The organism is Longibacter sp. (assembly GCF_051155795.1).
Taxonomy (GTDB): Bacteria; Bacteroidota; Rhodothermia; order Rhodothermales; family Salinibacteraceae; genus Longibacter.
In genome coordinates, this window is sequence record NZ_DAXETW010000026.1 from 1 (window position 1) to 23,398 (window position 23,398).

Consider the following 23,398-nt stretch of genomic DNA (forward strand, 5'->3'; position numbering starts at 1 on the left):
GCGAGCGACAGCCTCCGATCTGCGCACGGGGACGACCCCTCGGCGTGGCGATGGGGCGACCACCATCGCGTCATGTTTCGCCATTTGACGCGTTCGGAGCAACTCCGTCCTCTGTGGCGCGGCCCGATGCCCTACCCGGGCTTCGACGCGACGGTGTCACCCGCGAGAGGACGAGAGACGACCCACAGCGCGAGCCAGCGGCTCGTCATCGACTTTTCCGTTGCCCCGCCACGTGCCGCTGCCGTGGTGCCGGGCGGACAGAGTGGCGATCCGCTCCATCCGAGTCACTACGACGACCAGCTCGACGCCTACCTGGGATTCGAGTACTACCCGGTTCGGTTTCCAGCGTCGCCCTCCGACCTGCCGGACTCGCTCGTGACGCAGCGGTCGACCCTCCAGCCGTCGGTGCGGTGACCCGAGGGCCGATCCGGCAGCGGTCCGGGCACCCGCGGTGGCATGTCTGGCAGCGCGTCGCTTTCTTCGTACGTGCACCTGTGCTGATGTGAACCGCGCAGCACCTGCGTTTCCTGCAATTAACCACCATCTCGTCGCATGGCTTCGTCCGATCAACCGCGATTCTCGTCCCGTCTTGGATTGATCCTGAGCGTACTCGGGATCGCGGTCGGAACCGGCAACATCTGGCGCTTCCCGCGCATCGCGGCAACCAATGGCGGGGAGGAAGGGGCCGGGGCATTCCTGATTGCCTGGATCACCTTCCTTTTTCTATGGAGCATTCCTCTCATCATCGCGGAGTACGCCCTGGGCAGGAAGGGGCGAAGCGGCGTGGTCGGCACCTTCGTTCGCGTCGCCGGCGAGCGGTCTGCCTGGATGGGCGCGTTCGTCGGGATGGTCGCATCCGCCATCATGTTCTACTACGCCGTGGTGGCGGGGTGGTGCATTTTCTACTTCGTGGAAATGCTGACCAATCCGCTCCCACTGACGCAGGAATCCGCTCAGGGGGTGTGGGATGGGTTCCAGGCGGGGTACACCCCGCTGATGTTTCACGCCGCCGCCATGGCGTTCGGAGCCTTCGCGGTATGGACCGGCGTGCGTCGGATCGAGTCCGTCAACAAGGTCTTGATTCCGACGCTGCTTCTGATCGTGGTTGTCGCCCTTGGTTGGACGCTGTCGCTCGAGGGGGCGGGTGACGGGATCGCCTTCCTGTTCAATCCGCAGTGGGAGCAGCTCACCCGGCCCGAGATCTGGCTCGAAGCGCTGACACAGAACGCGTGGGATACGGGCGCCGGGTGGGGGCTTATTTTGACGTACGCTGCGTACATGCAGAGTCGACACGGCGTCGTGACGAACGCGTTCATCACGGGCATCGGCAACAACATCGTCTCACTGATGGCAGGCATGATCATCTTCGGGACGGTCTTCGCGACGCTCGGTGCGACAATGCCGAAAGAGGAAATCCTCGGCGTTATGCAGACCAGCGGACCCGCCGGGACGGGCCTTACCTTTATCTGGATGCCCCGCCTCTTCGCCGAGATGCCGCTCGGATCGACGCTCGCCGTTCTCTTTTTTCTCGGCCTCTCCTTCGCTGCCTTCAGCTCGCTCATCTCCATGGTCGAGCTCGCGACCCGCACATTCGTGGACTTCGGCGTCGATCGAAAGCACGCTATTCTCGGGGTGTGCGGATTCGGCTTCCTCTTCGGCGTCCCCTCCGCGCTCAACCTGGACATTTTCGCGAATCAGGACTTTGTGTGGGGCATCGGGCTGCTGATCTCCGGGGCGCTCGTCGCCACCGCCGTGATCTCGTACGGTGTGCGCGACTTCCGGATCGACGCTATCGCCTCGATCAAGGACGATCGTGACCCCGGACGCGTCTGGGAGGTGCTCGTCGGCGTCCTCGTGCCCATGCAGGCCGTCGTTCTTCTCGGCTGGTGGCTCTGGCAATCGGCGGCGGTTTATGCCCCGGACAGCTGGTTCAATCCGCTGGAACCCTTCTCCGTCATGACGTGCCTTCTACAGTGGGGCCTGGCCATCGTCATCTTTCTCGCCCTGAACAAGCAGATGGCGCGACGAACACTCGGACGGACGACCGAAGTAGAATAGCCCGTCACCCTCTTTGCCTCTCCGGGCCGCGCGGTTCGGCGACTGCAGGTCGTCTCTACGGCTCTCAAGTCGACATGCGGGTCAGGACATCTCCGCGTCTGATACTTCCGAGGGGTGCGTCGCGGCTCGTTTACTTGAGACCGCAGCATCGTGCCTGAGAAGCGCCCTTGCATATGACGTTCACGAACCCACTTCGGGTCTGTGGGACGGTACCTTGTAGCCAAAGGCACGAAATTCGCACATAAATCTATGGGGCCCTAAGGCTCAGCTTTTCTCGCCGGAGTTTCAACCGACTGCACGTTTTATGCGCCTGCCTGACGTAGCACCCGCCACCGCACCAGCGCCGTTCGCCCGCGTCCTGCCTTTGCTGATCGTTTTCACCCTGTGCCTTTCGCTTCCACGAAACGGTACCGCGCAGGTACAGGAATTGCCGCTGGGTTCGGACATGCCGTCCGTTTCAGCGTCCTTCACGACCACAGATGGCGAATCGGTCTCCCTGTCGTCGCTGATGGGCGAAACCGCGACGGTGATTGTCTTCTGGAGCAATCAATGCCCTTGGGTGGACCGCTACGAGGACCGTGTGATGGAGCTCGCCACGGCTGTGCAGGAGAGCGGCGTGTCATTCGTCCTGGTGAACTCGAACGATGCGACCGCCTATCCTCAGGAGTCGGAAGAGGCAAATGCCCAGCGGGCGGCGGCGAACGACTACAGAGTGACGTACATTCGCGACAATGAGGCAGCCCTCGCTCGCGCGCTCGGTGCCTCTCGAGCCCCCCACGTATTTCTGTTCGACGACACGTCGACGCTGGTGTATGCCGGCACAATCGACGACAGCCCGGCCTCGGCAGATAACGTAGAAAACGCCTACCTTCGCGATGCGATCGAAGCCGTCATTGCGGGGGAAGACATTCCAGTCGCTCACACGAAGGCTTTCGGCTGCACCCTGAAGCTGAACGATCAGTAAGCCTTGGCGACATCTCGTCCGGCCACTCGCCGGGTCTGAGCGCGCACTCACGGATCGTTTCCGGTGGTGCGCGTTTTATATGGCTCCACTTTTCGGTGCGGGATCCAACACCCCCCGCGCTTTCGGATTCAGATCGCTCGTACGCCCACCTGTAGGTCCATCCGTTCATGACCGACGACTCCTCACCCTCGCCTGTGTCCGATTCGTCCCATCACGGCAGTACAGCTCTCCCTGAAGACGCGGTGGACGGGGAGGGGAGCGCTGCTCTGGCATCGCTCGATCCCGGCACACGGGCGCGCATCGATGGTATCGCACACGTCGCCCGGCACTGGTCGGAGGCGGAGTACGATCGTCGAGCGGACGCCGAGCAGGCCACGCTCGATGCAAACAACACGTTCACCGACGAAGCCATCGCCTTCGCACTGAACCAGTGGGCTTCGATCGTGACCCCCGCGTCTCTCGCGGACGCCGTGCGGGAATGGGGCGGAGGCAGATCCGACGCGACCAGAGAGGAGGTCACGGTATGCGTCCAGCACGGTTCATCGACACCGGCGGACGGCCTGCGTGAGCTGGTGGCAGCTCTGGCCATGGGCTACCGTGTACGAAGCATCGTCCCGGACGTGTCTCCGGCGATCGTTCCTGCCCTCGTTCAAGACCTTACACATCCTGTCGACGGTCTGAAGATCGAGGTCGTTCAGGCGGGCACGAAGGGCGCAACAGACGGAGCGGATGTGCTGGTCCTCGCTCGCGGTGAGACGGGCGATTCGCTTCGTGAGACATGGCTCGCCAGGGGCGGCGATACGGAGGCCATCGTGCAAGGCCCGGCCGGCTACGGTGTCGGGATCATCGACGGATCGGAGCCGGACGAGGAGCGGCACAACCTGGCCGAAGATGCGCTGCTTCACGAGGGGTACGCCCCGACCGCGCTCAAGGTGCTGTGGGCGCCTGCAGATCTGACTCCTGATCCGATGCTGGAGGCGATGGCAGACTTTCGAGGGGTGTTTCCAGCGCACGAAGACACGCCCGGGGCCCTCGAGATGCAGCGCGCTTTTCTGGAAGCGCAGGACGCCTCCCACGCGTACGCTGCCGGTATGCAGTTTCTTGTTAGTCGGGGAGGTCCGGAGCCGCAGCGCGGCGCTCATCTTCGCTGGAGCGAATACGAGGGGATAGAAGACGTGGCGTCCTGGATTCACGAGCATCACACCGACATCGGAGCCGTGATCGCGCGTTCAAGCGTCCAGGGCCGCCTGCCTGAATCGCTGCAGAATGATACCCTCCGAAACCTTGACATCGTTCTGCTGGAGCCCGGCTACGTGCACCGCAGACCGCTTCTGACGCGTCGAGTACGTGTGCTTCTCAATCGCCTGGCTGAGCAGGCCTCGTCTGAGCAGGCCTCGTGATGCAGGCGGCTGTTGCCGATCTGCTACGTAGCGTCTTCTCGTTCCGCAAAATGCTGCGTCAGAACGGCCTCGACCTTCGGCATGAGCGTTGACCACGCTTCCCCGTCGGTTCGAGAAATCGTAAGAAAGGCCGGTAGCAAAAGGACGTCCGCGATGCCGTCTATCGATAATAGCCGGTGCGCGAGCGTCTCCTCCGGCACGTCGTCGACCGATGACGCCGAGATCAGCCCCTCGTCAATAAAACGCCCCCCGTCGGTCGTAATCTTCAGGCTGTTGGGGTTCGGCGTCGTCTCGGTTTGAAAGCTGGGCATGTAGGTGAGGTGATCGATGAGCGAGAGAGAGCAAGCCGGCCCATCCGTCTCGAACGGGACGACAAGAATCGGAAGTGCGGGCATGGGAATCAACCATCGCCATTCGACGCGTTCCCAGGGCCGACGGGGATGGACGGATCGAACCGATGCTGTGCTGGATTTATTACGAGTGCGAAACGAAAGCACGAATCTGTGCGCATCGGCGCGTGGGGCGTCTTGCTGACGGCATATTCACTTGCACTCCCGACCGCGCACCCTATATTATCCGTGTCGCGTCTTCCCGCCAGCAACCCCTGGATCTATGGAATCGCTTCCCGACCGACCGGGCTCTGATCGCCCCTCGCCGCCCGTCGCGCGGAGAGGAGGAAAACTGAAGCGGATGACGGAGGAAACCAGGGGCATCGTCCAGGACCTGCGTGAATGGATCGACCTGCGGCTCGACCTTGCCGTTCGTGAGATCAACGACGAGATCGACGACGCAGCCAGTCAGGCGGTTCTCGGCATCGTTTTGGCCATCCTCGCCTTCTTCACGGGGCTCTTCGGACTGACGACTCTCGCTCTCGGTCTCGGGTGGGCGCTCGGACAGCCCTTCTGGGGTTTCCTGATCGTCTTCGGCGTGCTTGCAGTCTGCTCTTTCGTGGTGGTTATCGTTGCGAAGCGGCATCCGATCGTGGTTGAGACGAAACTCTTTCGCCGCCTCCGTGGCGACCGCTACCGATCCGAGACCCAGACGTCCTCCGATGACGACCAAGCTGCAGCGGGCACCGACGGCGGGCCGTCGACCAACGCCTGAGCGTTCCCAATCTCCGGAAGCCGTCAATCGCGCACGTCGGCCCCGCTCGCGTTCCCTTCTTTCTGTATTCCGTTTCTCACCTCATGCCGAAAGAGCCAAGCAAGGCTGAACTCGAAGCTCGCTTGCAGTCCGTCACCGAGGCCATGAATGATCGGTTCGACTCGCTGCAGGGAGAGATCTCGTCCACCCAGGACGTGGTCCGTGACACCCTCGCGAAAAACCCGCTCTGGAGCGTCGGCGGAGCCGTGGTCGCAGGGCTTGCCGTCGGCTGGGCGTTCGGCGGTAGTAAACGTCGTCGGACGCAGCAGCGCCACCGCCAGCTCACGTCGGCGTACATCGACGCCGTTCGAGATGAGGTGCGTGACGCCATTGGGAAGGGGGAGGACGTGGAAGAGGCCGTCCAGGGCGTGTTGAAAGAGCGCGTCCCTCTCGTGGTCTACGACGACCGCTCCGGAAGCGGCCAGTCCGCCGGCTTCATGCGAGAAGTGGTCGAGATGATCGCACGCACGGCGATTACGATGCTCGCCCGTGACGTCATCGAAAACGTGATCGCGAACGCCAATCTGGAGGAGACAATCGAAGACAACCTGTTCTAGCGTCCACGTACAGGACGTAACGGTGCATCGGTGTGCGGCCGATTGCGCCGTCCCGGGGTGTCATGCCCCGGTTTACCCATCATCCATCCCACAGAACGCACGCCCGTCGAAAATCTATGCGAATCATTCTGTTTGGCCCGCCCGGCGCGGGGAAAGGTACGCAGGCACGTCGTCTTGAGCGCAATCGCGGCCTGGAGCAGATCGCGACCGGCGACATAATTCGCACGGCCATGAAAAATGAAACTCCGGTCGGGCTGGAGGCCAAGTCGTATGTCGAGAAAGGGGAGCTCGTCCCCGACGAAGTCGTGCGTAAGCTTGCCGAAAACGCGATTGCCGAACGCGGGCTCGACGACTTCATCCTCGACGGCTACCCGCGCACCACGCAGCAGGCGGAGTGGCTTACGGAGTTTGAGGAGAAAAACGAGGCGCCGATTCATGCGTGCATCAGCTTGCAGGTCCCGGACGATGTGATTGTCGATCGTCTGTCGAAACGCCGCGTGCACCGGCAGACCGGAACCACATATCACCTGGACCACAACCCGCCTCCGGAGGACGTGGATGCGGATATGATCATACAGCGCGATGACGATCGGCCCGCAACGGTACGCAACCGCTTGAACGTGTACCGTGAGGAGACGCAGCCGCTCGAGGACTACTACGAAGGCCGCGGGCTGCTCGTGCGCGTCGATGGCACGGGCGACATCAAGGACGTCTACCAACGCATCAACGGCGTCCTCGACGACCTCGCGTAGCTTCCTCGTCCGTCCGCCCCACTGCCTGCGAGTCCGCAGAATGATCGATTCTACGCCCGATTCTGATGCCCGGGTCGACTCCCTGAGACGCCGCATCGATGATGCCCTTATCGATTGCCTTTCCGACCGCGCGCCGGATCTGATGTACGATCCGATCCGCTACGTACTGCGCGGCGGAGGAAAACGGGTGCGCCCGTTGATCGTGATGCTCGTGTCGCAGGCATACGGGGCCGAAGATGAGGACGTGCTCGACGTCGCCCTCGCGGTCGAGATCTTCCACAACTTCACGCTCGTCCATGACGACATCATGGACGAAGCGACCGAGCGGCGCGGCCGATCGTCCGTGCACGTGAAGTGGGACGAAGGCACCGCGATCCTCGCCGGCGACCTCATGCTTGCGCTATCCTACGAGCTGTTGACCGCGAGCGAGGCACTCCCCGCCCGACCGCTGCTCGCGATTTACAACCGCATGGTTGAGCAGCTCTGCATCGGGCAACGCCTCGATACCCATTTCGAAACGACCGCGGACGTGTCGGTCGAAGATTACCTCGAAATGATCGATGGGAAAACGGCCGCTCTCCTGTCTGCGTGCTTCGAACTCGGCGCCGTTGCCGGCGGCGCCTCGGACGATCACGTAGCCATGCTGGCGGAGGCCGGTCGACAGGCGGGGCGCGCCTTTCAGATCCAGGACGACCTGCTCGATGTCACGGCGGATGACGAAAACTGGGGCAAGGCTGTCGGCGGCGACCTCAAGAACGGCAAACGAACGTACGTCACGCTGAAAGCGTTCGAGGCGGCCGATGGAGATGAGAGAGAGTGGTTCAGCCGCCTCCTCGACGGTGGCATCTCGGTCGACGAGGTCCCCGAGGCCCGGCGACGCATGCAGGCGCTGGGCGTCTTCGATGAGGCCCGGTCGGCGGTTGCGTCGTACACCGAAGATGCATTTGATCGGCTCTCCGTGCTTCCCGACACCGCTGCGACGCATCACCTGATGTGGCTCCTCGAAAAGCTACAGGCGCGCTCCCATTGACGCTGTACCGGTACCCGATCGACTGCATCGCATGATTGAACGAGAGCTAACCGTCCGAAACAAAGCGGGGATTCACACGCGCCCGGCGTCGATGATCGTGCGGACGGCGTCGAAGTTCGAGAGCGAGGTCTTCCTCCGCCGCGACCGGTACGAGATCAATGCGAAAAGTGTTATTGGCGTCATGACGCTCGCTGCCGAGCAGGGAGCCACGCTGATGCTCGTCGTGGAGGGGGACGATGAAGACGACGCCGCGGACGCGCTGGAGGACCTGTTCGAGAACGGCTTCGGCGAAGAAATCTGAGTCCGCCCCCGAAGCCGCCCGCCGCGTACCGTTGCACAGCCTTAGATGGCGGGGCGGTTTAGCGCCTTTCGTATTAAATTGGGCGGAGGGTCCGGACCGCAAGCGGTGCGGGAGGGTTTGAGAAAGATGGCGCGATGACCGGCCCTGCAGTTGTGCCGGTGCAGATGTCCGCGCCCCTCATTTCATCGGATTGTCCAATGTTACCACGTAGCCATGTCAGACCTTTCCATCATGGAGCGCGTCACGCAGGAAATGAAGGATGCCATGAAGGCGCGCGACAAAGTTCGACTACGGACGCTTCGCAGCCTTCGGTCCGCGCTCATGAACAAGACGATCGACAAGCGTCAGGGAGATGACGCGGAACTGGACGAGTCGGAACAGCTTGCGGTCGTTCGAAAGGAGGTGAAACAGCGAAAGGACTCCATCGAACAGTTCGAGGAGGCCGGTCGGGATGACCTCGTTGAGAAAGAGCAGGAGGAGCTCGAGGTCCTGAAGGAGTTCATGCCCGAGCCGATGTCCGATGAGAAGCTCGAGGCGACCCTCGACGCGATCATCGAGGACGTAGGCGCCACGGACATGTCCGACATGGGCGCCGTGATGGGGCGCGCGATGGGCGAATTGCGCGGGAAGGTCGACGGATCACGCGTGCAGCAGATCGTGAAGGAAAAGCTCGGGTAAAGCGGTCGTCGGCGGACGCGCAACCCGTTGTTGTTGCATCTTGCCCGCGTGCAACTGGTTCACGTTGCGGGATCTCCTGAAACGTAGCATCGGCGATCGACCCTCCCGCCGCTCGAACGAACGACTATGACGTATCTGGACTGGATTATTGTTGTGGCTCTGGCCGGCGGACTCGTTCGCGGCATGATGGCCGGTGCGATCCGACAGGTGGCAAGCATCATCGGGCTGGTTGTGTCCTTCATCCTGGCCGTTCAACTGATGCGGCCGATCGGCGCGCTGACGGCGGACGGGCTCGGTCTGTCCGAGGCCACAGCACCGCTGGTCGGGTTTGTTGTTGTCTTCGGCGGGGTGCAGCTGATTATCATCGCGCTGGCCCGAATGATCGAAGCGGCGGTCGAGTCCTTGAATCTCACGTTCGCCAACCGGGCAGCCGGGGGAGCTTTAGGGGCGTTCAAGGCTGCTCTGCTTCTGAGCGTGCTTTTCCTCGTCTCGACCCAGGCGGGCATTCCGGACGAAGAGACGCAGCAGGCCTCGATGCTGTACACGCCCGTAGCGGAGGTGCTGCCGGGTACGTGGGATCACGTGGCCGCGTATCTACCCGCAGTCCGGCAGGCGTCTGAGGCGTTCGGAGAGAGCGTCCGGCCGACGCTCCCCCCCGAGGATGACAATCCCGCCGAGTCAACGGACCCGCAGGGGCAGGGCGACGCGCCCAGTGCGACGGATGCCGAGCCCGACGGAGCCGAAACCGAACCTTCGAGCACCACTCCAGCGGACGATCCCAGCGGGACGCCGGAACAGGCCGCACCGGAATAACCCCCGGGCGGCGGCCTGACCGTCGCGCACGTGATCCGGTCAGGAGGGGAGGGACGCGGACGTCGTGCCCGGATCCTCGGTTGCGCCGTCCCCGGCGACAGGTGCGGACTTCCCGTCGTACAGTACCTCCTCCAGCGTTTGAGTGCGGGCGCGCTCAATGCGGGCGAAGCGCTTCTGAAACTGCCCCATGCCGTACTCGACGAAATCCTCGGGCGTGATCCCGAATGGGACGGGGTCGTAACCGCCGAGCGTCTCCTGGATGTGGTTCACCGCGAGCATGATCAGTTCCTGCATCCGCTCATCGATGATGTCCCACACGCGGTCCCCGTGTTCGGCGACGAGGCGAGACAGCAGGTACACGCCATACCCGACGTGCCGGGACTCGTCACGCTGGACGTTGCGAATGAACTGCTGCATGCCCGGAAGGATGCCCCGTTCTTCGAGAACCGTGTAGTAGGCATGATACCCGGTCTCGGCGAGCGTTCCCTCGACGATCATCTGGTAGGTTACAGCGGCCCGCGCAACCGTTTCCGGGGACGTGTCCGTCTTCAGGGCGTTCATGCTCGTTGGCAGCTCCTCGAAGAAGAGCGTCCGATACGGATCCGTGAAGAAGTGCTCCAGGTTTCCTGGAGCCCCGGCCACGGTGCGCAGAAAGCGGTCGAACCCCTCCACGTGCTTCGCCTCCTCCCAGAGGTACGACGTTAAAAACATTTCCTCTTCGATCCGACCCTCCTCGCCGACCAGCATCAGGAGGGGAAGAAGGTCAAGCGTGACAGATTCCTCTCCGCCGGCAAACTGCGCGGTGAGTCGAAGCAAGAGGTCTCGTTCCTCGTCTGCCAGCGAGGCCCAGTCGGCAGCGTCGTTCGAGCAATCGATGCTCGCCGGATCCCAGGTGCCCAGCGACTTCGCTTTTCGCCAGAGGCGCATCGGGACGGTGTCGTGATCGAGCCCCTCACTGGATGTTCTAAACGATGTGCGATACGGTTTACTCGTAGGCGATTCCATGACGAAGCCAGATCGTTCGGACAAGGTGTGCAATTGGATGTTCAGGACACGAATGAAGATACGCCAAAGCTTCCATAAGGTAAACACCGGAGCACGGTTCTGAACGGCACGCCTTGTCCGAAGCACCGAGAGCGAATCAAACCTCGGATTGTGCCGTTTTTGAGCCTATCGAGACCGCGATCCGCGGCCGAAATGGCCCGCGATGTCGCGTCGAGCTGCTTTCCTTTTATTCGCCGTATTCCCTCGTGGTACCCGTTCGATTAGAGCTGCAAAACTTCCTGAGTTACGGGACCGAGGCCCCTGCCCTCGACTTCGACCGATTCGACGTGGCCTGCCTGTCGGGCCGGAACGGGCAGGGAAAGTCCGCGCTGCTGGATGCGATGACGTGGTCCGTGTGGGGGGAAGCCCGCAAGTCGAGCGGGAAGCGAAAGCCCGATGACGAGCTGATCCGCATCGGGACCCGCCACATGGAGGTAACCTTCACGTTTGACGTGGAAGGGGCCCGCTATCGCGTCAAGCGCTCTTTCAGCCGATCGGCGAGCGGAAAGACCACCACGTCCGACCTGGAGTTTCAGCTGTACGAGCCCGACGAGGATGCCTACCGTCCACTCACCGCCGGGCATCAGCGGGAGACGCAGGCGATCATTGAGGATACCGTCGGGCTGGACTACGACACGTTCATCAACTCGGCGTTCTTGCTGCAGGGCCGCTCGGACGAGTTCACGAAAAAGAGCCCGAGCCAGCGCAAGGAGATCCTGGTTAACATCCTTAACCTGACCAAGTACGAGGAACTCGCGCAGGGGGCGCGCGAGAAGATGAAGGTGGCCCGGACCGAGGTCGAGCGGCAGGAGGCGGACATCGAGCGCCTGCAGGCCGGGCTGGAGGACGTACCGACCTGGAAGAAGGAGCGGCAAGAGATCCTGTCTTCGGTGCAGGAGCAAACCGAGCACCTCGAGGCATTGCGGGAGGAGGAGAAGGCCCTCACCGAGCGTCTCGCCTCCCTCCGAGCCAAAGCTCAGGAGGCCGACTCGGTTTCCTCCACGCTGGAGGACCTGGATGAGCGGGTCCAGTCGTACCGTGAGGAGATGCAGGAACTGGCGGAGAAAATCCAAGGGGCGGACGACCTGCTCGCACGGAGCGACCAGATTCAGCGGGAATACGAGCGGTACGAAGAATTACAGGAGGAACGCGAGCAACTGGATGAAAAGCGCGACCTGCATCGCGGGCTCGAGAAGCAGGTCGAGTCAAAGACGTCGGAACTGGAGCGCCGCCGGAATGAGCTCGAAAAGCGGCTGCATCGCCTGGAGGTGGAACGGAAGAGCAACCGGAAAACCCTGAACGAAATCCGTCCGAAGCTGTCGCGGAAGGAGGATCTCAAGCAGAAGCTGAAGGCGGCGGAGAAGGCGAAATCTGAGGCGGAGAACCTGGCCGGCGTGCGCCAGCGGCGGGAAACGCTGAAGGAGAAGGCGTCTGCGATCGACACAAAGCTGGTCGGCCTCCGGCAGCAGCTTCAGGGAGAGCTTGACACGCTCAAACAGCGCATCCAGCAAGACGAGCAAAAGCTCAACCGGTCGGCGTCGCTGGAGGATCGGATCGCCGAGGCGAAAGAGGCGGTGGAGAAGAAGCAGGCCCTGGAGCGCAAGCAGGCGAAAATCAAGGAGCGCGGCACGAAGGTGCGCGAGGCGCTGCAGGAACGGGTCGGCGAAGTCGACGCGCGCACGGAAGAACGAGAGCAGGTAGCGGACGACCTGGACCGCATCCGGTCGGCCGAGGGGGGGACCTGTCCCACCTGCGGCACGGAGCTTACGGATGAGCACGCCCGGGACGTCGCGTCTACGCTGAAGGAGCGGCTCACGGCGATCGATGAGAGACTGGATACGCTGAAGTCCGAGATCGACGCGGCGCGGGACCGGCGTTCCGATCTCCTGGAGGCGTATCAGGGTGTGGAGGAGAATCGGACGGAGTTGAGCGGTGTCGAGGAACGCCTGGCGACGCTTCGAGAGCAGAAGCGAGCCCGGGATGCGCAGGTTCGGAGCGTGCAGGCCGACCGGCAGACCGCGGCGAGCATTTACAGAAGGCTGAACCAGAACGCGTACGGAGCCGAACTCCGGGAGCAGCGGTCCGTCATCGAAGAGAAGCTGAGCGATCTGCCCTTCGACCCGGCGGCCTACGAACGGCTCACTGCACAGGCCGCGCAGATCGACCGGTACACCGAACAGCTTCGCGAGATCGACAATCTTGAGGGTCGCCGCGACGAACTGGAGCGGAAGATCGAAGACGCGGGACGCCAGATCGAGGAGCTACGGGAAGCCATCGACACCGGGTCTGCATTTGCTCCACTGCCAAAGCAGATCGAACAACTCGAGCAGCAACTCTCGAATGTCGACTTCGACCCGCATCGGTTTCAGGAGGTGAAACGGACGCTTGCGGACCTGAAGGAGGCCGCCGGGCGCATGAAGGACCTGGTCAACGCCCAGCAGAATCGCGAGGACTGGAAAACGCAGCGAACGCGCATCCGGGAAAAGATCGATGCAGAAAAGGAAAAGCGGGAGGAACTGCGGTCCACCCTAAGCGACCTGCGGGACCAGGTAAGCGATCGGGAGGCGGTCGAGGAGAAGCAGGCGGAAAAAGCCCGGGAGGTGCAGTCCGCCGAGGGCGAGTTGAACGAACTCCAGAAACAACTGGGCATGCTGGACGAACGGCTCGATAAGGCGCGGGACGATCGAAAGGCCCTTCGGAAAGCGAAGAAAGAGCGGCAGGAGGCCCACCGACAGCGCCGACTGTACCGGCACCTGCGACGCGCCTTCGGCAAGCACGGAATTCCGTCGCTGATCATCGAGGAAACGCTGCCCGAGATTGAGCAGCGCGCCAATGTACTGCTCGAACGCCTGACCGATGGCAAGATGCACGTGCGTCTCGAGACGCTAAAGGACAAAAAGACGGGCGGCACGAAGGAGACGCTCGAAATCATCATTACCGACGAGCAGGGCATTCCCCGGCCGTACGAGACGTTCTCCGGGGGGGAGAGCTTTCGCGTGAACTTCGCGCTTCGCCTGGCTCTGGCACAACTGCTTGCGGAGCGAAGCGGCGTCCGCGTTCGCACGCTGGTGATTGACGAGGGCTTTGGCACGCAGGACCGCGAGGGGATCGAGCGACTGGTGGAAGCGATCCAGACCGTTCGGACGGACTTCTCCAAGATCCTCGTGATTACGCACCTTCAGGAGCTGAAGCAGGCATTTCCCGTGCGCATCGAAGTGGAAAAAGATCCGGTGTCCGGCTCATCGTTCGAGATGATCGGAATTTGAGATGATCGGCATCTAAGGGGTCGGCCATGGCAGCTGTCGGTTGCCGTGCGGGATCGAATGTCACGCCGGCGTACGGTTCCGGTAGCGCCGGACGAGGACGAGCCCCGTGATGATGAGCGCCCCGCCGGCGATCTGCCATGCGTTGACCGTCTCGTTGAGAAAGACGGCGCCGCCCGCGAGCGCTACGAGTGGGACGAGGTTGTTGTAAATCGCAGTGTTAGACGGGCCGACGTTCTTGACCGCGGTATTCCAGATGACGAACGCGATCCCGGTGGAGAGGCCTCCGCTGAAGACGATGGCCAGCCAGACCCAGAGGTCCACATCGCCCCAGGCGATGCCCGGTGCGTACGGAGCGCCGATCATGCCGAGGATCGGAAGAGCGATCAGGATCCCGAAAAAGGTGGCGGCAACTGGTGAGATGTCGTTCACGATTGGTTTGTTGAGCGCGGTGTAGGCGCCCCACAGGACGGCCCCGAGCAGGATGGTGGCGTTTCCGAAGAGCGATCCCGCGCCGACGGCAACCGTGTCGGAGCCGGCAGCAACGACCAGCGCGGTGCCGAACATCGACACGATGAGTCCCAGCCAGGCGAAGCGCCCCAGGTGCTCGGTCCCGGTGATCCGCCCGATGACGGCGGTCCACATGGGTGCGCTCGTCATGATCAGGGCGGCGCTTCCCGCTGTGGTGTTGTTTACGCCGACGACGAAGCAGACCTGGTACAGTACGTACCCGATGACGGCGAGGACGACGAGACGCCCCGCGTGGCGGCGAAACGGGGCGAAAAACCCGCCGGCTGAAGCGTCTGCGGATATCCCCCGGCGGCTCCACACGTACATCCCGCCCAGTACCCCGGCCGACACGATAAAGCGAAACACGTTCAGCACGTGAATCGGCATCGCCTCAAGCGCGACCTTAAGAATGGGGAAGTTTGCCCCCCAGATCAGGACGACAAGGAGGAGCGACGCGTCGGACTTCCAGGAGTCGGAGGGCACGGGTGCGGGGGAGGAGCGGGAAAGCCGAGAACGTTGAAAGATGGCACCGGTGCGCCTCCCCGTCAACGCACCGAGGTTGCACTTACGACTTCTGGACCGTTAAATCACAGTAGCGACGCTTCCGCACCCGTGACTAACCCACCGATCAGGGCTCATGACCGACACGTCGTCCCCGCCGGATGGACAACCCCCCGCTGACCTGTTTTCCAACGTCGCTCCCGGTGCCGGGCAGCCGAAAGAGCCGGCGCCCCCCGCGTCGGACGCCCCTGAGGACCCAGAGCCGGCGACGGACGAGACGCCTGGTAGTGACGCGCACGAACCGTCGGATCTCGAGCCGTCGGATCTGGAGCCCTCGAACCCCGTGCCGACTCGCTACTCCATCGGGGAGGTGAGCGACCGCCTCGGTCTGGAGTCGCACGTCTTACGCTACTGGGAGACGGAATTCGAACAGCTTGATCCGACGAAGGACGGGGCCGGGCGTCGCGTCTACACGGAGGACGATATCGACATCGTCCAGCGTATTCATCACCTGCTGAAGGAGGAGATGTACACGATTGCCGGGGCCCGGGCGGTGCTGCAACGGGAGGGGGTTCACGGCAGGCGTGCGTTTCGGGAAGAACTCCACGACCTGCGCGACTTCCTCGCCGATCTGCGCGACGACCTTTGAGCGACGTCAGGTGGCATCGCGGGATGTCACGTCGTGGCTCCGAAGCCGGTTGGCATTTCCGACGACCGTAACTGAGCTGGTCGCCATTGCGATTTCCGCGAGGACGGGGTGCATCCAGCCGATCACCGCCAGCGGAATCATGACCACGTTGTAGAAGAAGGCCCAGAACAGGTTCTGGCGGATCGTCCGAAAGGTGGCCCTGCTGAGGGAGAGCGCGTCCACGACGCCGGACAGCTCGCCCCGGACGAGCGTCACGTCGCTGGCCTCGATCGCGACGTCCGTGCCGGTGCCGATCGCAATGCCGACGTCCGCCTGTGTCAGCGCCGGCGCGTCGTTGATCCCGTCGCCCACGAAGGCGACTCGCCCGAATTCGTCCTGCAGGCGCCGGATCTCGTCCGTTTTGCCGTCGGGCAGCACCTCCGCCACGACGTGGTCGATGCCCACGCGGTCGGCGATAGCATGGGCCGTTCGCTCATTGTCGCCTGTCAGCATCGCCGTCTGGATGCCGGCATCGTGCAGGGCGCGGATAGCGTCTTCCGATCCCGGCTTCAGCGTGTCGGCGATCCCCAGAACCGCTATGATCGTATCGTCGATCGCCACGATGACAGCCGTTTTGGCTTCGCGCTCCAGCGCGTCCATCTGCTCTTCGGCGACCGAGGGATCGAGTCCGGATTCCTGCATGAGGCGGCGCGTGCCGATAGCAACCCGGTGCCCGGCGACGGTACCACGTACGCCTTTCCCACGGACCGCCTCAAATCCGTCTACATCCGGAATGCTCACGTCCTGCGACTCCGCGTAGCGGACCACGGCGCGACCCAGAGGATGCTCGCTGCCACGCTCGGCGCCCGCTGCGAGGGCGAGCACGTCCTCATCGTCCCACTGACTCGGTTCCGCAGGCTCGACGCGCTGGACATCGGTCACTTCCGGCGCTCCGCGCGTGATCGTTCCCGTTTTGTCGAACACGATCATGCCGATGTCCTTCAGTGTCTGAATCGCTTCCCCGGAGCGGATCAGAATGCCGTTCTTCGCGCCGAGGCCGCTGCCGACCATCAGCGCCGTCGGGGTGGCGAGTCCGAGCGCGCACGGGCAGGCGATGACGAACACGGCGACCATGGATGAAACCGCAAGGGTCATCGTGCTCATGCCCGGCTGAACCCACGGAAGGAACTGCCCCCATTCCGCCAGCGCGTGCATCCAGGTGGGGAGAACGAACCAAAGCGACAAGGTCGCCACGGCTACGCCGATCACCGCCGGGACGAACCAGCCCGTGATTCGGTCGGCGACGGCCTGGATCGGTACCTTCGTTCCCTGCGCCTCCTCCACAAGCCGGACCACCTGCGAAAGGAAGGTTTCGGACCCGACCCGGGTGGCGCGGACGCGAAGTACGCCGTCCTGATTTATGGTGGCCCCGATCACTTCGTCCCCCGCATTCTTTTCGACGGGCATCGATTCGCCGGTGGCCATCGACTCGTCAACAGCACTCTCGCCGTCGACGACGGTCCCGTCGGTTGGAACCTTCTCGCCGGGGCGGACGATCATCACGTCTCCCTGGCGGAGGTCCGATACGTCGACCTCGACCTCGCTGCCGTCCCGTTCGATGGTAGCGGTTTTCGCTTCCAGCTCCATCAGCGTTCGGATGGCTTCGGACGCCCGGCCCTTGGCCGACTCCTCGATGTACCGACCCGTGAGGTGGAAGGCCATGATCATAGCCGACACCCCGGCGTAACTGGCGACCGGCATCAGAAATGAAAGCGGGCCCGTCACGAAGGCCGCCGTGGTCCCCAGAACGATCAACGAGTCCATATTTGGGCCGCCCGTCAGAAGGGCTTTCGTGCCGCTCCGGTAGGTGGTGATTCCCACGCCGGCGAGCACGGGCACCGCAAGGGCGATCATGGCTCCACGGAAGACCAGTGGATCCGGCCACATGATGCCAAAGCCCATGTGCAGGACCATTCCCAGCATGATCGGCGCGGTGAAGGCCCAGGCAACCCACATGCGCCGGCGGGCGGTCGAGACCTTCTCCGCGGTCTTGTCCGACAGGGACTGGGATCGAGCCCCGGACGATGTTCGCACTTCGTAGCCGGCGTCCTGGACGACACGCTCGAGGTCCCGCTCCGAGGGGCCCCGTTCGACGACGGTAACGGTTGCTGTTTCGGTCGCGAGGTTGACCGATGCATTCACGACGCCGTCGGTCGCCGCGAGGGCGCGTTCCACGCGGGAAGAGCACGAGGCGCAGTGCATGCCCTCGATTTCAAGACTCAGCGTCGTCGTTGGCACCGAGTACCCGACGTCCTCGACGGCCCGGCAGAGGTCCTCCAGGGACGGTCCCTCGCCGTTCGCCGGCCGCAATCGGATCGCTGCGGTCTCCGTCGCAAGGTTCACGGTTGCATGCTCTACGCCACGCAGATCTCGGAGGGTGGATTCGACGCGAGAGCTGCAGGAGGCACAGTGCATGCCTTGTATTGGTAGCTGCACGTCTGCCTTTGCGGCCGATTCGGGCCGGCTGTTGCCGGAATCGGCCGTGGCGTCCACGGCACAGGCCGCCTCGGTGTTGGCGTTCTCGTCGCCCGGGGCGTCGACGTTCGGCGGGCTGGCGGGGCGGGCGTCGGTGTCCGGCATGTCGGAAGGGGACGTCATCTACAGCGCGTCGCGTGTTGTGTGATGAAAGCGAAGGGAGGGGCGGGCCGGTATTACTTGATCTGTTCGAAGAGAAGGTCCATGACCTCGTCGTATGTTTCCTCGGCCGCCTCTCGATCGCCGGAGCGAAGCGCGTCCGTGACGCACGTCTCGAGGTGGTTTCGGGTGACGACCTTGCCCACGGAGCGCAGGGCCTGTTGGACCGATGCGATCTGGTTGAGAATATCGCCGCAGTACCGATCGTCATCGACCATCCGCTGCAGCCCCCGCACCTGACCTTCGATGCGTTTGAGCCGGTTCGTGATGTCGGCGCGTTTGGCGTCGTTGATGTCCATGGTGGTGCGGCGTGCGTAGGGGAGGAGACGGCAGTACTGAGCGGTGCTGGATGCGTCGGCTACGACTGGACCGTGAATCCTGCGTCGGCGACGGCGGCGGCGAGTTCGACCCGGTTGGTCCGGTCCGGGTCGAACCGAACGGTCGCCTCGCCGATCTCGACGAACTGGACCTCCGTCGAGTCGATGCTTGCGAGGGCGTCCTCGACGGCGCGAACGCAGTGGTCACAGGTCATCCCGTCGATCGTCAGGGTGAGCGTCCTGGCTTCGGCTGTGTTCATGGCACGTGGGAGGAGAGGATGTAAGGGGTAGGGGGGTAGGGTATCCACGATGGAATTAGATCCGTGAGGCGTCCGGGTGTTCCGCCCCGTGGTCCGCTTGGTGGGGGATTAATGGCAAACCGCCGCCGACGCATGGGGGCGTCGGCGGCGGTGGGTATTCAGAATGAGTGGTAGACCAGCGGTTTGCTACCTGTGTTTTGCGCGTTCGCGGAAGCGGTGCTGGGCGAGACGGAGTTCGTCCTGCAGTCGGTTGGCCTCGTAGGCGGGGCCGTTGGTGAGCGCGTCCCAGTATTGTTCACGGAGGGAGCGGATATGTTCGGCCGCACGCAAGAGGGAGCGTTCGCGATCCGATAGCTGGTCGGCGGGAGACGGGGAGGACGTCGGTTCGGCGGTGTTCGGTGTCACCATAGAAGGAGCGGAATCGTGGTGGGACAGGCTGGCGGTCGGACGTCGGGTGCAGCCGCTGTCCCGGCCGGGGCCGTGCGTGTGCCGCCGGCGAAGCAGCGGCTCATGGACTCATGCGATGAAGATACGGTGCAGGAAGCGCGAACGCCAATCGATTTTCCGTCCCGGGCTCATGACGCTCCAATGTCCCACACCCGATGATCCTGTGGAGTACGCCGCGCCCGGAAGAGGTCTGGACCGGGCCCTGGAAGGCAGGCTCAGAGACGTGCAAACGCGATGGCTGGGGGGGCAATCGGGCAATTCCGACCGTTGGTAGTATATATGTTAGTGTCCGAACAAAAAATGTACCGTTCAGTTTGTGTATTCCCTTTGTGGTATCTTATATTTTTTATGGATTGAGTTTGCTTCGGCATGCTCCGTGCTTTGCAACCTCGTGATAATGCGTCGGATATCCGTGATCTCCGGACGTAATTCCAGATAGCAAGATGTTATACAACACCAACGAGCGGCAAGTATGTAATCAGATAATGTGTCAATAGGATACTGTGCCTTTTTCTGGCAAAATAATTCTGTTGTATGCCTGAAAGCAATTCTCACCAAGAACGGTACTGGGCAGAGCTAACCCAGCTTAGAGGGCAGACAATATACCTTAATGAATACCGGGTTGCTTCTGAGGTCTGGGAGCGAAGAATAAATCTCGGTGTCGCAGCTGTTTCCAGTACCAGTCTCGCGATTTGGGCAGTGTCTCAAAGCGTACCATGGCTTTGGGCGCTGTTAATCGCAGCAACACAGGTATTCAATTCCGTTAAGCATCATCTCCCTTTCGAGCAGAGGATTGAAGAAATCGGTCGCCTTAACGGTGAACTTTCGAATATTGCTCTCTATGTGGAGCGAAAGTGGTATGCGGTTTCAAAGGGAGAATTGACAAGGGAGGAAATAAATAGCCTCACTTTCGACATCAGGAGCCGAAAACAAGAAGCAGAGGAAGGCATTTACCCAAACCGTTGCCAGATAGACCCGAGTTAAGAGAGCGGGTAGAGCAAGAAGCAGAGCGCTACTTCGAAACTTTCTACGACACCGATATCACACAATGAGTGATGATAAGAAGAAACGAGAGAAATCTCGGAAGAAGCGTCTTATCCAAGAGGACCGAAATCTTCCGACTCTCAACCTCAAAATTCCTATGCCTGAGACAAAGCCACCTAAGAAGAGCAAGTCATCTAACCAAGGAGGGAATGGTCAGCAGGAAGAAAAATAACATGGTGTATAATCATGCTGCACCGGACGGTGTCGTTGCGCCTTGAATGACCGTAGCGTCTCGTGTGCTTACCGCGGGGCGTGACCACCGCTGGTGTGCTTTGTCCGTTATAGCGCTCGGATCTAACCGCAAATCCAATTCCGTTCAGGTCGTGAGAAAAGCGTTTGGTACTACGATTGGAATTATCGTCTTCGCTGGACTGGGCCTCTTGTCATCCGCTCAGGCACAGACTCAGGATGCTCCACCAACTGACGATCAATTTCCAGGCTTCGTAGCCGAGAGTGAGCGATTTGCTTTCTTCAGCCACTACTGGCTGAACATGCACCACTTTTTGCACCAGGTGGCCGTCGCTGGGAGCGAGGAGCGTTCCGGTCCTGTGGATACAGAGGTCAGAGATAACTTCAACGGGGCCGAGAGGAACCTATTTCAAGAGGTGGTTGCCTTCTACAAGCGCAACTTAGTCGACAAAGACCTCAGAAGCAGCGAGTACATGCAGGACTTCAAAAAGTGGGTGATCCGCCAGGACACAACGGAGTTCTCGTCAGTTCCCCGGCAGTTTCGAGACCACACCGACCGCTTAGAAACATTTGACTCCGTCTACCGCCAGCACTTCTGGGATAAGCAGCAGGCCTCGAACGAGAACATCGTGTCAGATAACCTGAATCTGGTCCGTACCACGGAGGACAACGTCTCCGAGCGGCTTTCTAGCCTTGCCCACGAGAACTGGCCGGAGTACAAGATCCGGGTTGACGTCACCTACTACGGGAAGTCACAGAAAAACACCGCATTTACGACGGTCTTTCCTACTCACGTCGTCATGCCGTCCAAGGGGCAGAACGCTATGGAGGGCAGCTGGGTGGCTGTCGAAGGCAGCTGGGTGGAAATTCTGTATCACGAGGCAGGACATCAGCTTATCCGGCCCCGGACGGGTTTCATTCCGGAGACGATTGAAGACGTCACGGAGGGGGAGGGAGAAGGCTTGCGAAGTCTCTGGCACGCGTACCTTTTTTACTTCGCAGGAGCTGTAACGAGGACGGCCTTGAAAGAAGAAGGAATCGAAAACTACACGATGTACATGGTCCGAGAGGAGGTGTTTTCACTCTACTTCCCCGCCCTCCAGAAATACCTGCCGCGCTACATGGACCGCGAAGCAACGCTTGCAGAGGCGACGAGATCGATTATAAAGGACGTTCATGAAAGGGCCGATTGGGGGGAGTCAGAATGATAAAAAATGTAGCAAGCGCTATAACCCTGCGCTCTTATTACGCTTAAGTCTCGGAGAAAAGAGCGGGATGGGTGCCCAGTTTTTGTACCATCAGGCGGGCTAATTTACTTCTTGAGTCGCTTCGCTCGTCTCGGCAACGCCGCAGAGGCTACTGAGTAGATTATTTCGGGGTGGTCGTGCAGGTTTACAAGGCAGGGCACGGGCGGCTGATTTCCGATCTGGGTGTGGCGCCGCCTGTGGTTGTAGTAGCGGAAGCGCTCGTCGATGACGCCCTCCAACTCCGGCAGCGTCTGCGCATCGACGATCCGCGAACCGATCTCGGTCTTCATTCGGCCCCAGAGCGATTCAATCCACGGATTATCCTTCGCCCCGCGCTCGGAGTAGCTCACGCGCAGGCCGTCGTCGAGCAGCACCTGTCGCAACCAGTCAGAGCTCGTGTAAACGCTGTCGCGGTCGCTGTGCAGTACGCTTCCTTCCAGCGACCGGCTGAGTGCGGCCATCCGAGCGTGCACCTGCTCCCAGCATTGCAACGCGAGCTCGCGATTGGCACTTGGGCCCACGGCCCAGGCTAACGCGCACCGGCTGCCCACTTCGACCACGGCCATCGGGTGCGCCTTTGCGAGCGCCTTCGGCGTAGCTGAGTTCGGTAAAATCCGTCGAGAAGACCTCCAGCGGATCCGGCTCGTGATCGGTGCCGAGATACGCCTCAAGGAGGTTGAGTTGGCCGGAGGCCTCCCGCAGGATCTCCCGCACGGGCGAGGGCTTCGCTTTCGTGAGGCAGCAGGGCAGGCCTAACTCATGCTCGCGAAGCAGACGCCGAAGCCGTTTATGGTTGACCGTCTCGCCGCTGCGCTCCCGGAGTTCGGGCAGAATGCGTCGATACCCATTATCCGGATGGTCTCGAATGATCGCTCGGATGTGTTGCATCAGTCGCTGGTCGTCTTCGCTCGAGCCGTCGGGTCGGCGTTTCCGGTAGGCAGGCGATGAAACATCGCCATTGGTGCTCTTCGGCAGACCGATGGCTTGAAGGCACCGATTCAGTCCGTAGTCTTCTTTACACTGACCGGTGAGACGGACCTTCTCCGTGGTGGTCATGGCGATCTAAGATCGCCGTCCTCGCCCAAAAAATTCTTCAGCAAAGCGATTTCGACCTCTTTTTGGCCGACCATGCGTTCGAGGTTGGCGATCTTTTTCTCTTTCTCCTTCAGCTCGTTGTCTCCATCGAAGGCCTTCGCGCCGTTGTCCTTGAGCTTCTTTCTCCAGTTGGAGAGCGTCACGGGGTGCACGTCGTACGCGCGAGCAATCTCCGCGTCGGTTCGATCGGACTGAAGCGCCTCAAGGACAACTTGGAGTTTGAATTCGGGGCTGTACGTCTTGCTCATAGTGGCTTGGTTGGTTTTGTTTAGTAGAAAATACGGCCGCTACGGCCCAACTTCATCCTAGCCAACCGGGTGGTTCAACTTCTCGGGCGCACCTCAACCGTCCGGTGTAGCGCGTGTTGTGCTGCATACGTTTGACGTATACAGCCAGCGAACCTATGGAAAATAACGATAGATCTCGCGTCGGTGTAGGCAGCGGACAAACACAACGAGCCCAT

Annotated in this window: 23 protein-coding genes and 2 pseudogenes; 15 read left to right on the forward strand and 10 right to left on the reverse strand. The window is 61.8% G+C overall.

The window, feature by feature from the left end:
• The 4 genes from ACFCU0_RS03615 to ACFCU0_RS03630 all read left to right on the forward strand — a co-directional run.
• Positions 1–414 (forward strand): penicillin acylase family protein (locus ACFCU0_RS03615; protein ID WP_434972301.1); only part of this gene is annotated, 414 nt, incomplete at its 5' end.
• Between the two features lie 138 nt (positions 415–552).
• Positions 553–2,058 carry a sodium-dependent transporter gene (locus ACFCU0_RS03620; RefSeq protein ID WP_434972302.1) on the forward strand — a complete coding sequence of 502 codons (1,506 nt, stop codon included), beginning with the start codon at positions 553–555 and terminating at the stop codon, positions 2,056–2,058.
• A gap of 304 nt (positions 2,059–2,362) precedes the next feature.
• Positions 2,363–3,022 (forward strand): redoxin family protein, encoded by a 660-nt coding sequence (locus tag ACFCU0_RS03625; RefSeq protein WP_434972303.1) that lies wholly within the window; start codon positions 2,363–2,365, stop codon positions 3,020–3,022.
• Positions 3,023–3,216: 194 nt separating this feature from the next.
• Positions 3,217–4,422 (forward strand): hypothetical protein, encoded by a 1,206-nt coding sequence (locus ACFCU0_RS03630; protein ID WP_434972304.1) that lies wholly within the window; start codon positions 3,217–3,219, stop codon positions 4,420–4,422.
• A gap of 23 nt (positions 4,423–4,445) precedes the next feature.
• Here ACFCU0_RS03630 and ACFCU0_RS03635 read toward each other — a convergent pair whose 3' ends face one another.
• Complete coding sequence (locus tag ACFCU0_RS03635) at positions 4,446–4,817, reverse strand: NifU N-terminal domain-containing protein (RefSeq protein ID WP_434972305.1); 372 nt, start codon at positions 4,815–4,817, stop codon at positions 4,446–4,448.
• 217 nt (positions 4,818–5,034) lie between these two features.
• Here ACFCU0_RS03635 and ACFCU0_RS03640 point away from each other — a divergent pair, with 217 nt between their 5' ends.
• From ACFCU0_RS03640 to ACFCU0_RS03670, 7 genes are all read left to right on the forward strand, one after another.
• Positions 5,035–5,526: a phage holin family protein gene (locus ACFCU0_RS03640; RefSeq protein WP_434972306.1), complete on the forward strand. Its 492-nt coding sequence runs from the start codon at positions 5,035–5,037 to the stop codon at positions 5,524–5,526.
• A gap of 83 nt (positions 5,527–5,609) precedes the next feature.
• A complete protein-coding gene (locus ACFCU0_RS03645) occupies positions 5,610–6,122 on the forward strand; it encodes a hypothetical protein (RefSeq protein WP_434972307.1) in 513 nt (170 codons plus the stop codon).
• Between the two features lie 116 nt (positions 6,123–6,238).
• Complete coding sequence (locus tag ACFCU0_RS03650) at positions 6,239–6,874, forward strand: adenylate kinase (RefSeq protein ID WP_434972308.1); 636 nt, start codon at positions 6,239–6,241, stop codon at positions 6,872–6,874.
• Positions 6,875–6,914: 40 nt separating this feature from the next.
• On the forward strand, positions 6,915–7,904 hold the full coding sequence (locus tag ACFCU0_RS03655; protein ID WP_434972309.1) for a polyprenyl synthetase family protein: 990 nt from the start codon (positions 6,915–6,917) through the stop codon (positions 7,902–7,904).
• Between the two features lie 31 nt (positions 7,905–7,935).
• The gene (locus ACFCU0_RS03660) at positions 7,936–8,205 is read left to right on the forward strand and encodes an HPr family phosphocarrier protein (RefSeq protein WP_434972310.1); all 270 of its coding nucleotides are present in this window, start codon (positions 7,936–7,938) and stop codon (positions 8,203–8,205) included.
• Between the two features lie 213 nt (positions 8,206–8,418).
• Positions 8,419–8,883, forward strand: a complete 465-nt coding sequence (locus tag ACFCU0_RS03665) for a GatB/YqeY domain-containing protein (RefSeq protein WP_434972311.1) — start codon at positions 8,419–8,421, stop codon at positions 8,881–8,883.
• Positions 8,884–9,009: 126 nt separating this feature from the next.
• Positions 9,010–9,696 (forward strand): CvpA family protein, encoded by a 687-nt coding sequence (locus ACFCU0_RS03670; protein ID WP_434972312.1) that lies wholly within the window; start codon positions 9,010–9,012, stop codon positions 9,694–9,696.
• Between the two features lie 39 nt (positions 9,697–9,735).
• On the opposite strand, the gene ACFCU0_RS03675 is transcribed toward ACFCU0_RS03670, so the two are convergent.
• Entirely contained in the window at positions 9,736–10,701 is a 966-nt protein-coding gene (locus tag ACFCU0_RS03675) for a R2-like ligand-binding oxidase (RefSeq protein WP_434972313.1), read from the reverse strand.
• A gap of 245 nt (positions 10,702–10,946) precedes the next feature.
• On the opposite strand from ACFCU0_RS03675, the pseudogene ACFCU0_RS03680 reads away from it, so the two are divergent.
• A pseudogene (locus ACFCU0_RS03680) lies at positions 10,947–13,862 on the forward strand (AAA family ATPase); the annotation flags it as partial.
• Positions 13,863–14,066: 204 nt separating this feature from the next.
• Here ACFCU0_RS03680 and ACFCU0_RS03685 read toward each other — a convergent pair.
• Positions 14,067–14,996 (reverse strand): DMT family transporter, encoded by a 930-nt coding sequence (locus ACFCU0_RS03685; protein WP_434972314.1) that lies wholly within the window; start codon positions 14,994–14,996, stop codon positions 14,067–14,069.
• A gap of 154 nt (positions 14,997–15,150) precedes the next feature.
• Between ACFCU0_RS03685 and ACFCU0_RS03690 the strand changes: the two genes are divergently transcribed.
• On the forward strand, positions 15,151–15,663 hold the full coding sequence (locus tag ACFCU0_RS03690; RefSeq protein ID WP_434972315.1) for a MerR family transcriptional regulator: 513 nt from the start codon (positions 15,151–15,153) through the stop codon (positions 15,661–15,663).
• 6 nt (positions 15,664–15,669) lie between these two features.
• Here the strand turns inward: ACFCU0_RS03690 and ACFCU0_RS03695 are convergent, their stop codons facing one another.
• The 4 genes from ACFCU0_RS03695 to ACFCU0_RS03710 all read right to left on the reverse strand — a co-directional run bounded on the left by ACFCU0_RS03695 (position 15,670) and on the right by ACFCU0_RS03710 (position 19,321).
• On the reverse strand, positions 15,670–18,300 hold the full coding sequence (locus tag ACFCU0_RS03695) for a heavy metal translocating P-type ATPase (protein ID WP_434972316.1): 2,631 nt from the start codon (positions 18,298–18,300) through the stop codon (positions 15,670–15,672).
• A 53-nt stretch (positions 18,301–18,353) separates the two neighbouring features.
• Positions 18,354–18,635, reverse strand: a complete 282-nt coding sequence (locus ACFCU0_RS03700; RefSeq protein WP_434972317.1) for a metal-sensitive transcriptional regulator — start codon at positions 18,633–18,635, stop codon at positions 18,354–18,356.
• Between the two features lie 59 nt (positions 18,636–18,694).
• On the reverse strand, positions 18,695–18,913 hold the full coding sequence (locus ACFCU0_RS03705; protein ID WP_434972318.1) for a heavy-metal-associated domain-containing protein: 219 nt from the start codon (positions 18,911–18,913) through the stop codon (positions 18,695–18,697).
• A 186-nt stretch (positions 18,914–19,099) separates the two neighbouring features.
• The gene (locus ACFCU0_RS03710; protein WP_434972319.1) at positions 19,100–19,321 is read right to left on the reverse strand and encodes a hypothetical protein; all 222 of its coding nucleotides are present in this window, start codon (positions 19,319–19,321) and stop codon (positions 19,100–19,102) included.
• 1,406 nt (positions 19,322–20,727) lie between these two features.
• On the opposite strand from ACFCU0_RS03710, the gene ACFCU0_RS03715 reads away from it, so the two are divergent.
• A complete protein-coding gene (locus ACFCU0_RS03715) occupies positions 20,728–21,801 on the forward strand; it encodes a hypothetical protein (protein ID WP_434972320.1) in 1,074 nt (357 codons plus the stop codon).
• A 104-nt stretch (positions 21,802–21,905) separates the two neighbouring features.
• Here the strand turns inward: ACFCU0_RS03715 and ACFCU0_RS03720 are convergent, their stop codons facing one another.
• Complete coding sequence (locus ACFCU0_RS03720; protein ID WP_434972321.1) at positions 21,906–22,301, reverse strand: integrase core domain-containing protein; 396 nt, start codon at positions 22,299–22,301, stop codon at positions 21,906–21,908.
• A gap of 43 nt (positions 22,302–22,344) precedes the next feature.
• Here ACFCU0_RS03720 and ACFCU0_RS03725 point away from each other — a divergent pair, with 43 nt between their 5' ends.
• Positions 22,345–22,596, forward strand: a complete 252-nt coding sequence (locus ACFCU0_RS03725) for a hypothetical protein (protein ID WP_434972323.1) — start codon at positions 22,345–22,347, stop codon at positions 22,594–22,596.
• A 57-nt stretch (positions 22,597–22,653) separates the two neighbouring features.
• Here the strand turns inward: ACFCU0_RS03725 and ACFCU0_RS03730 are convergent.
• Positions 22,654–22,896, reverse strand: a pseudogene (locus tag ACFCU0_RS03730) (hypothetical protein); the annotation flags it as partial.
• Entirely contained in the window at positions 22,893–23,183 is a 291-nt protein-coding gene (locus ACFCU0_RS03735) for a transposase (protein WP_434972322.1), read from the reverse strand. The gene ACFCU0_RS03735 and the pseudogene ACFCU0_RS03730, both read right to left, overlap by 4 nt.
• Positions 23,184–23,398 lie beyond the last annotated feature (215 nt).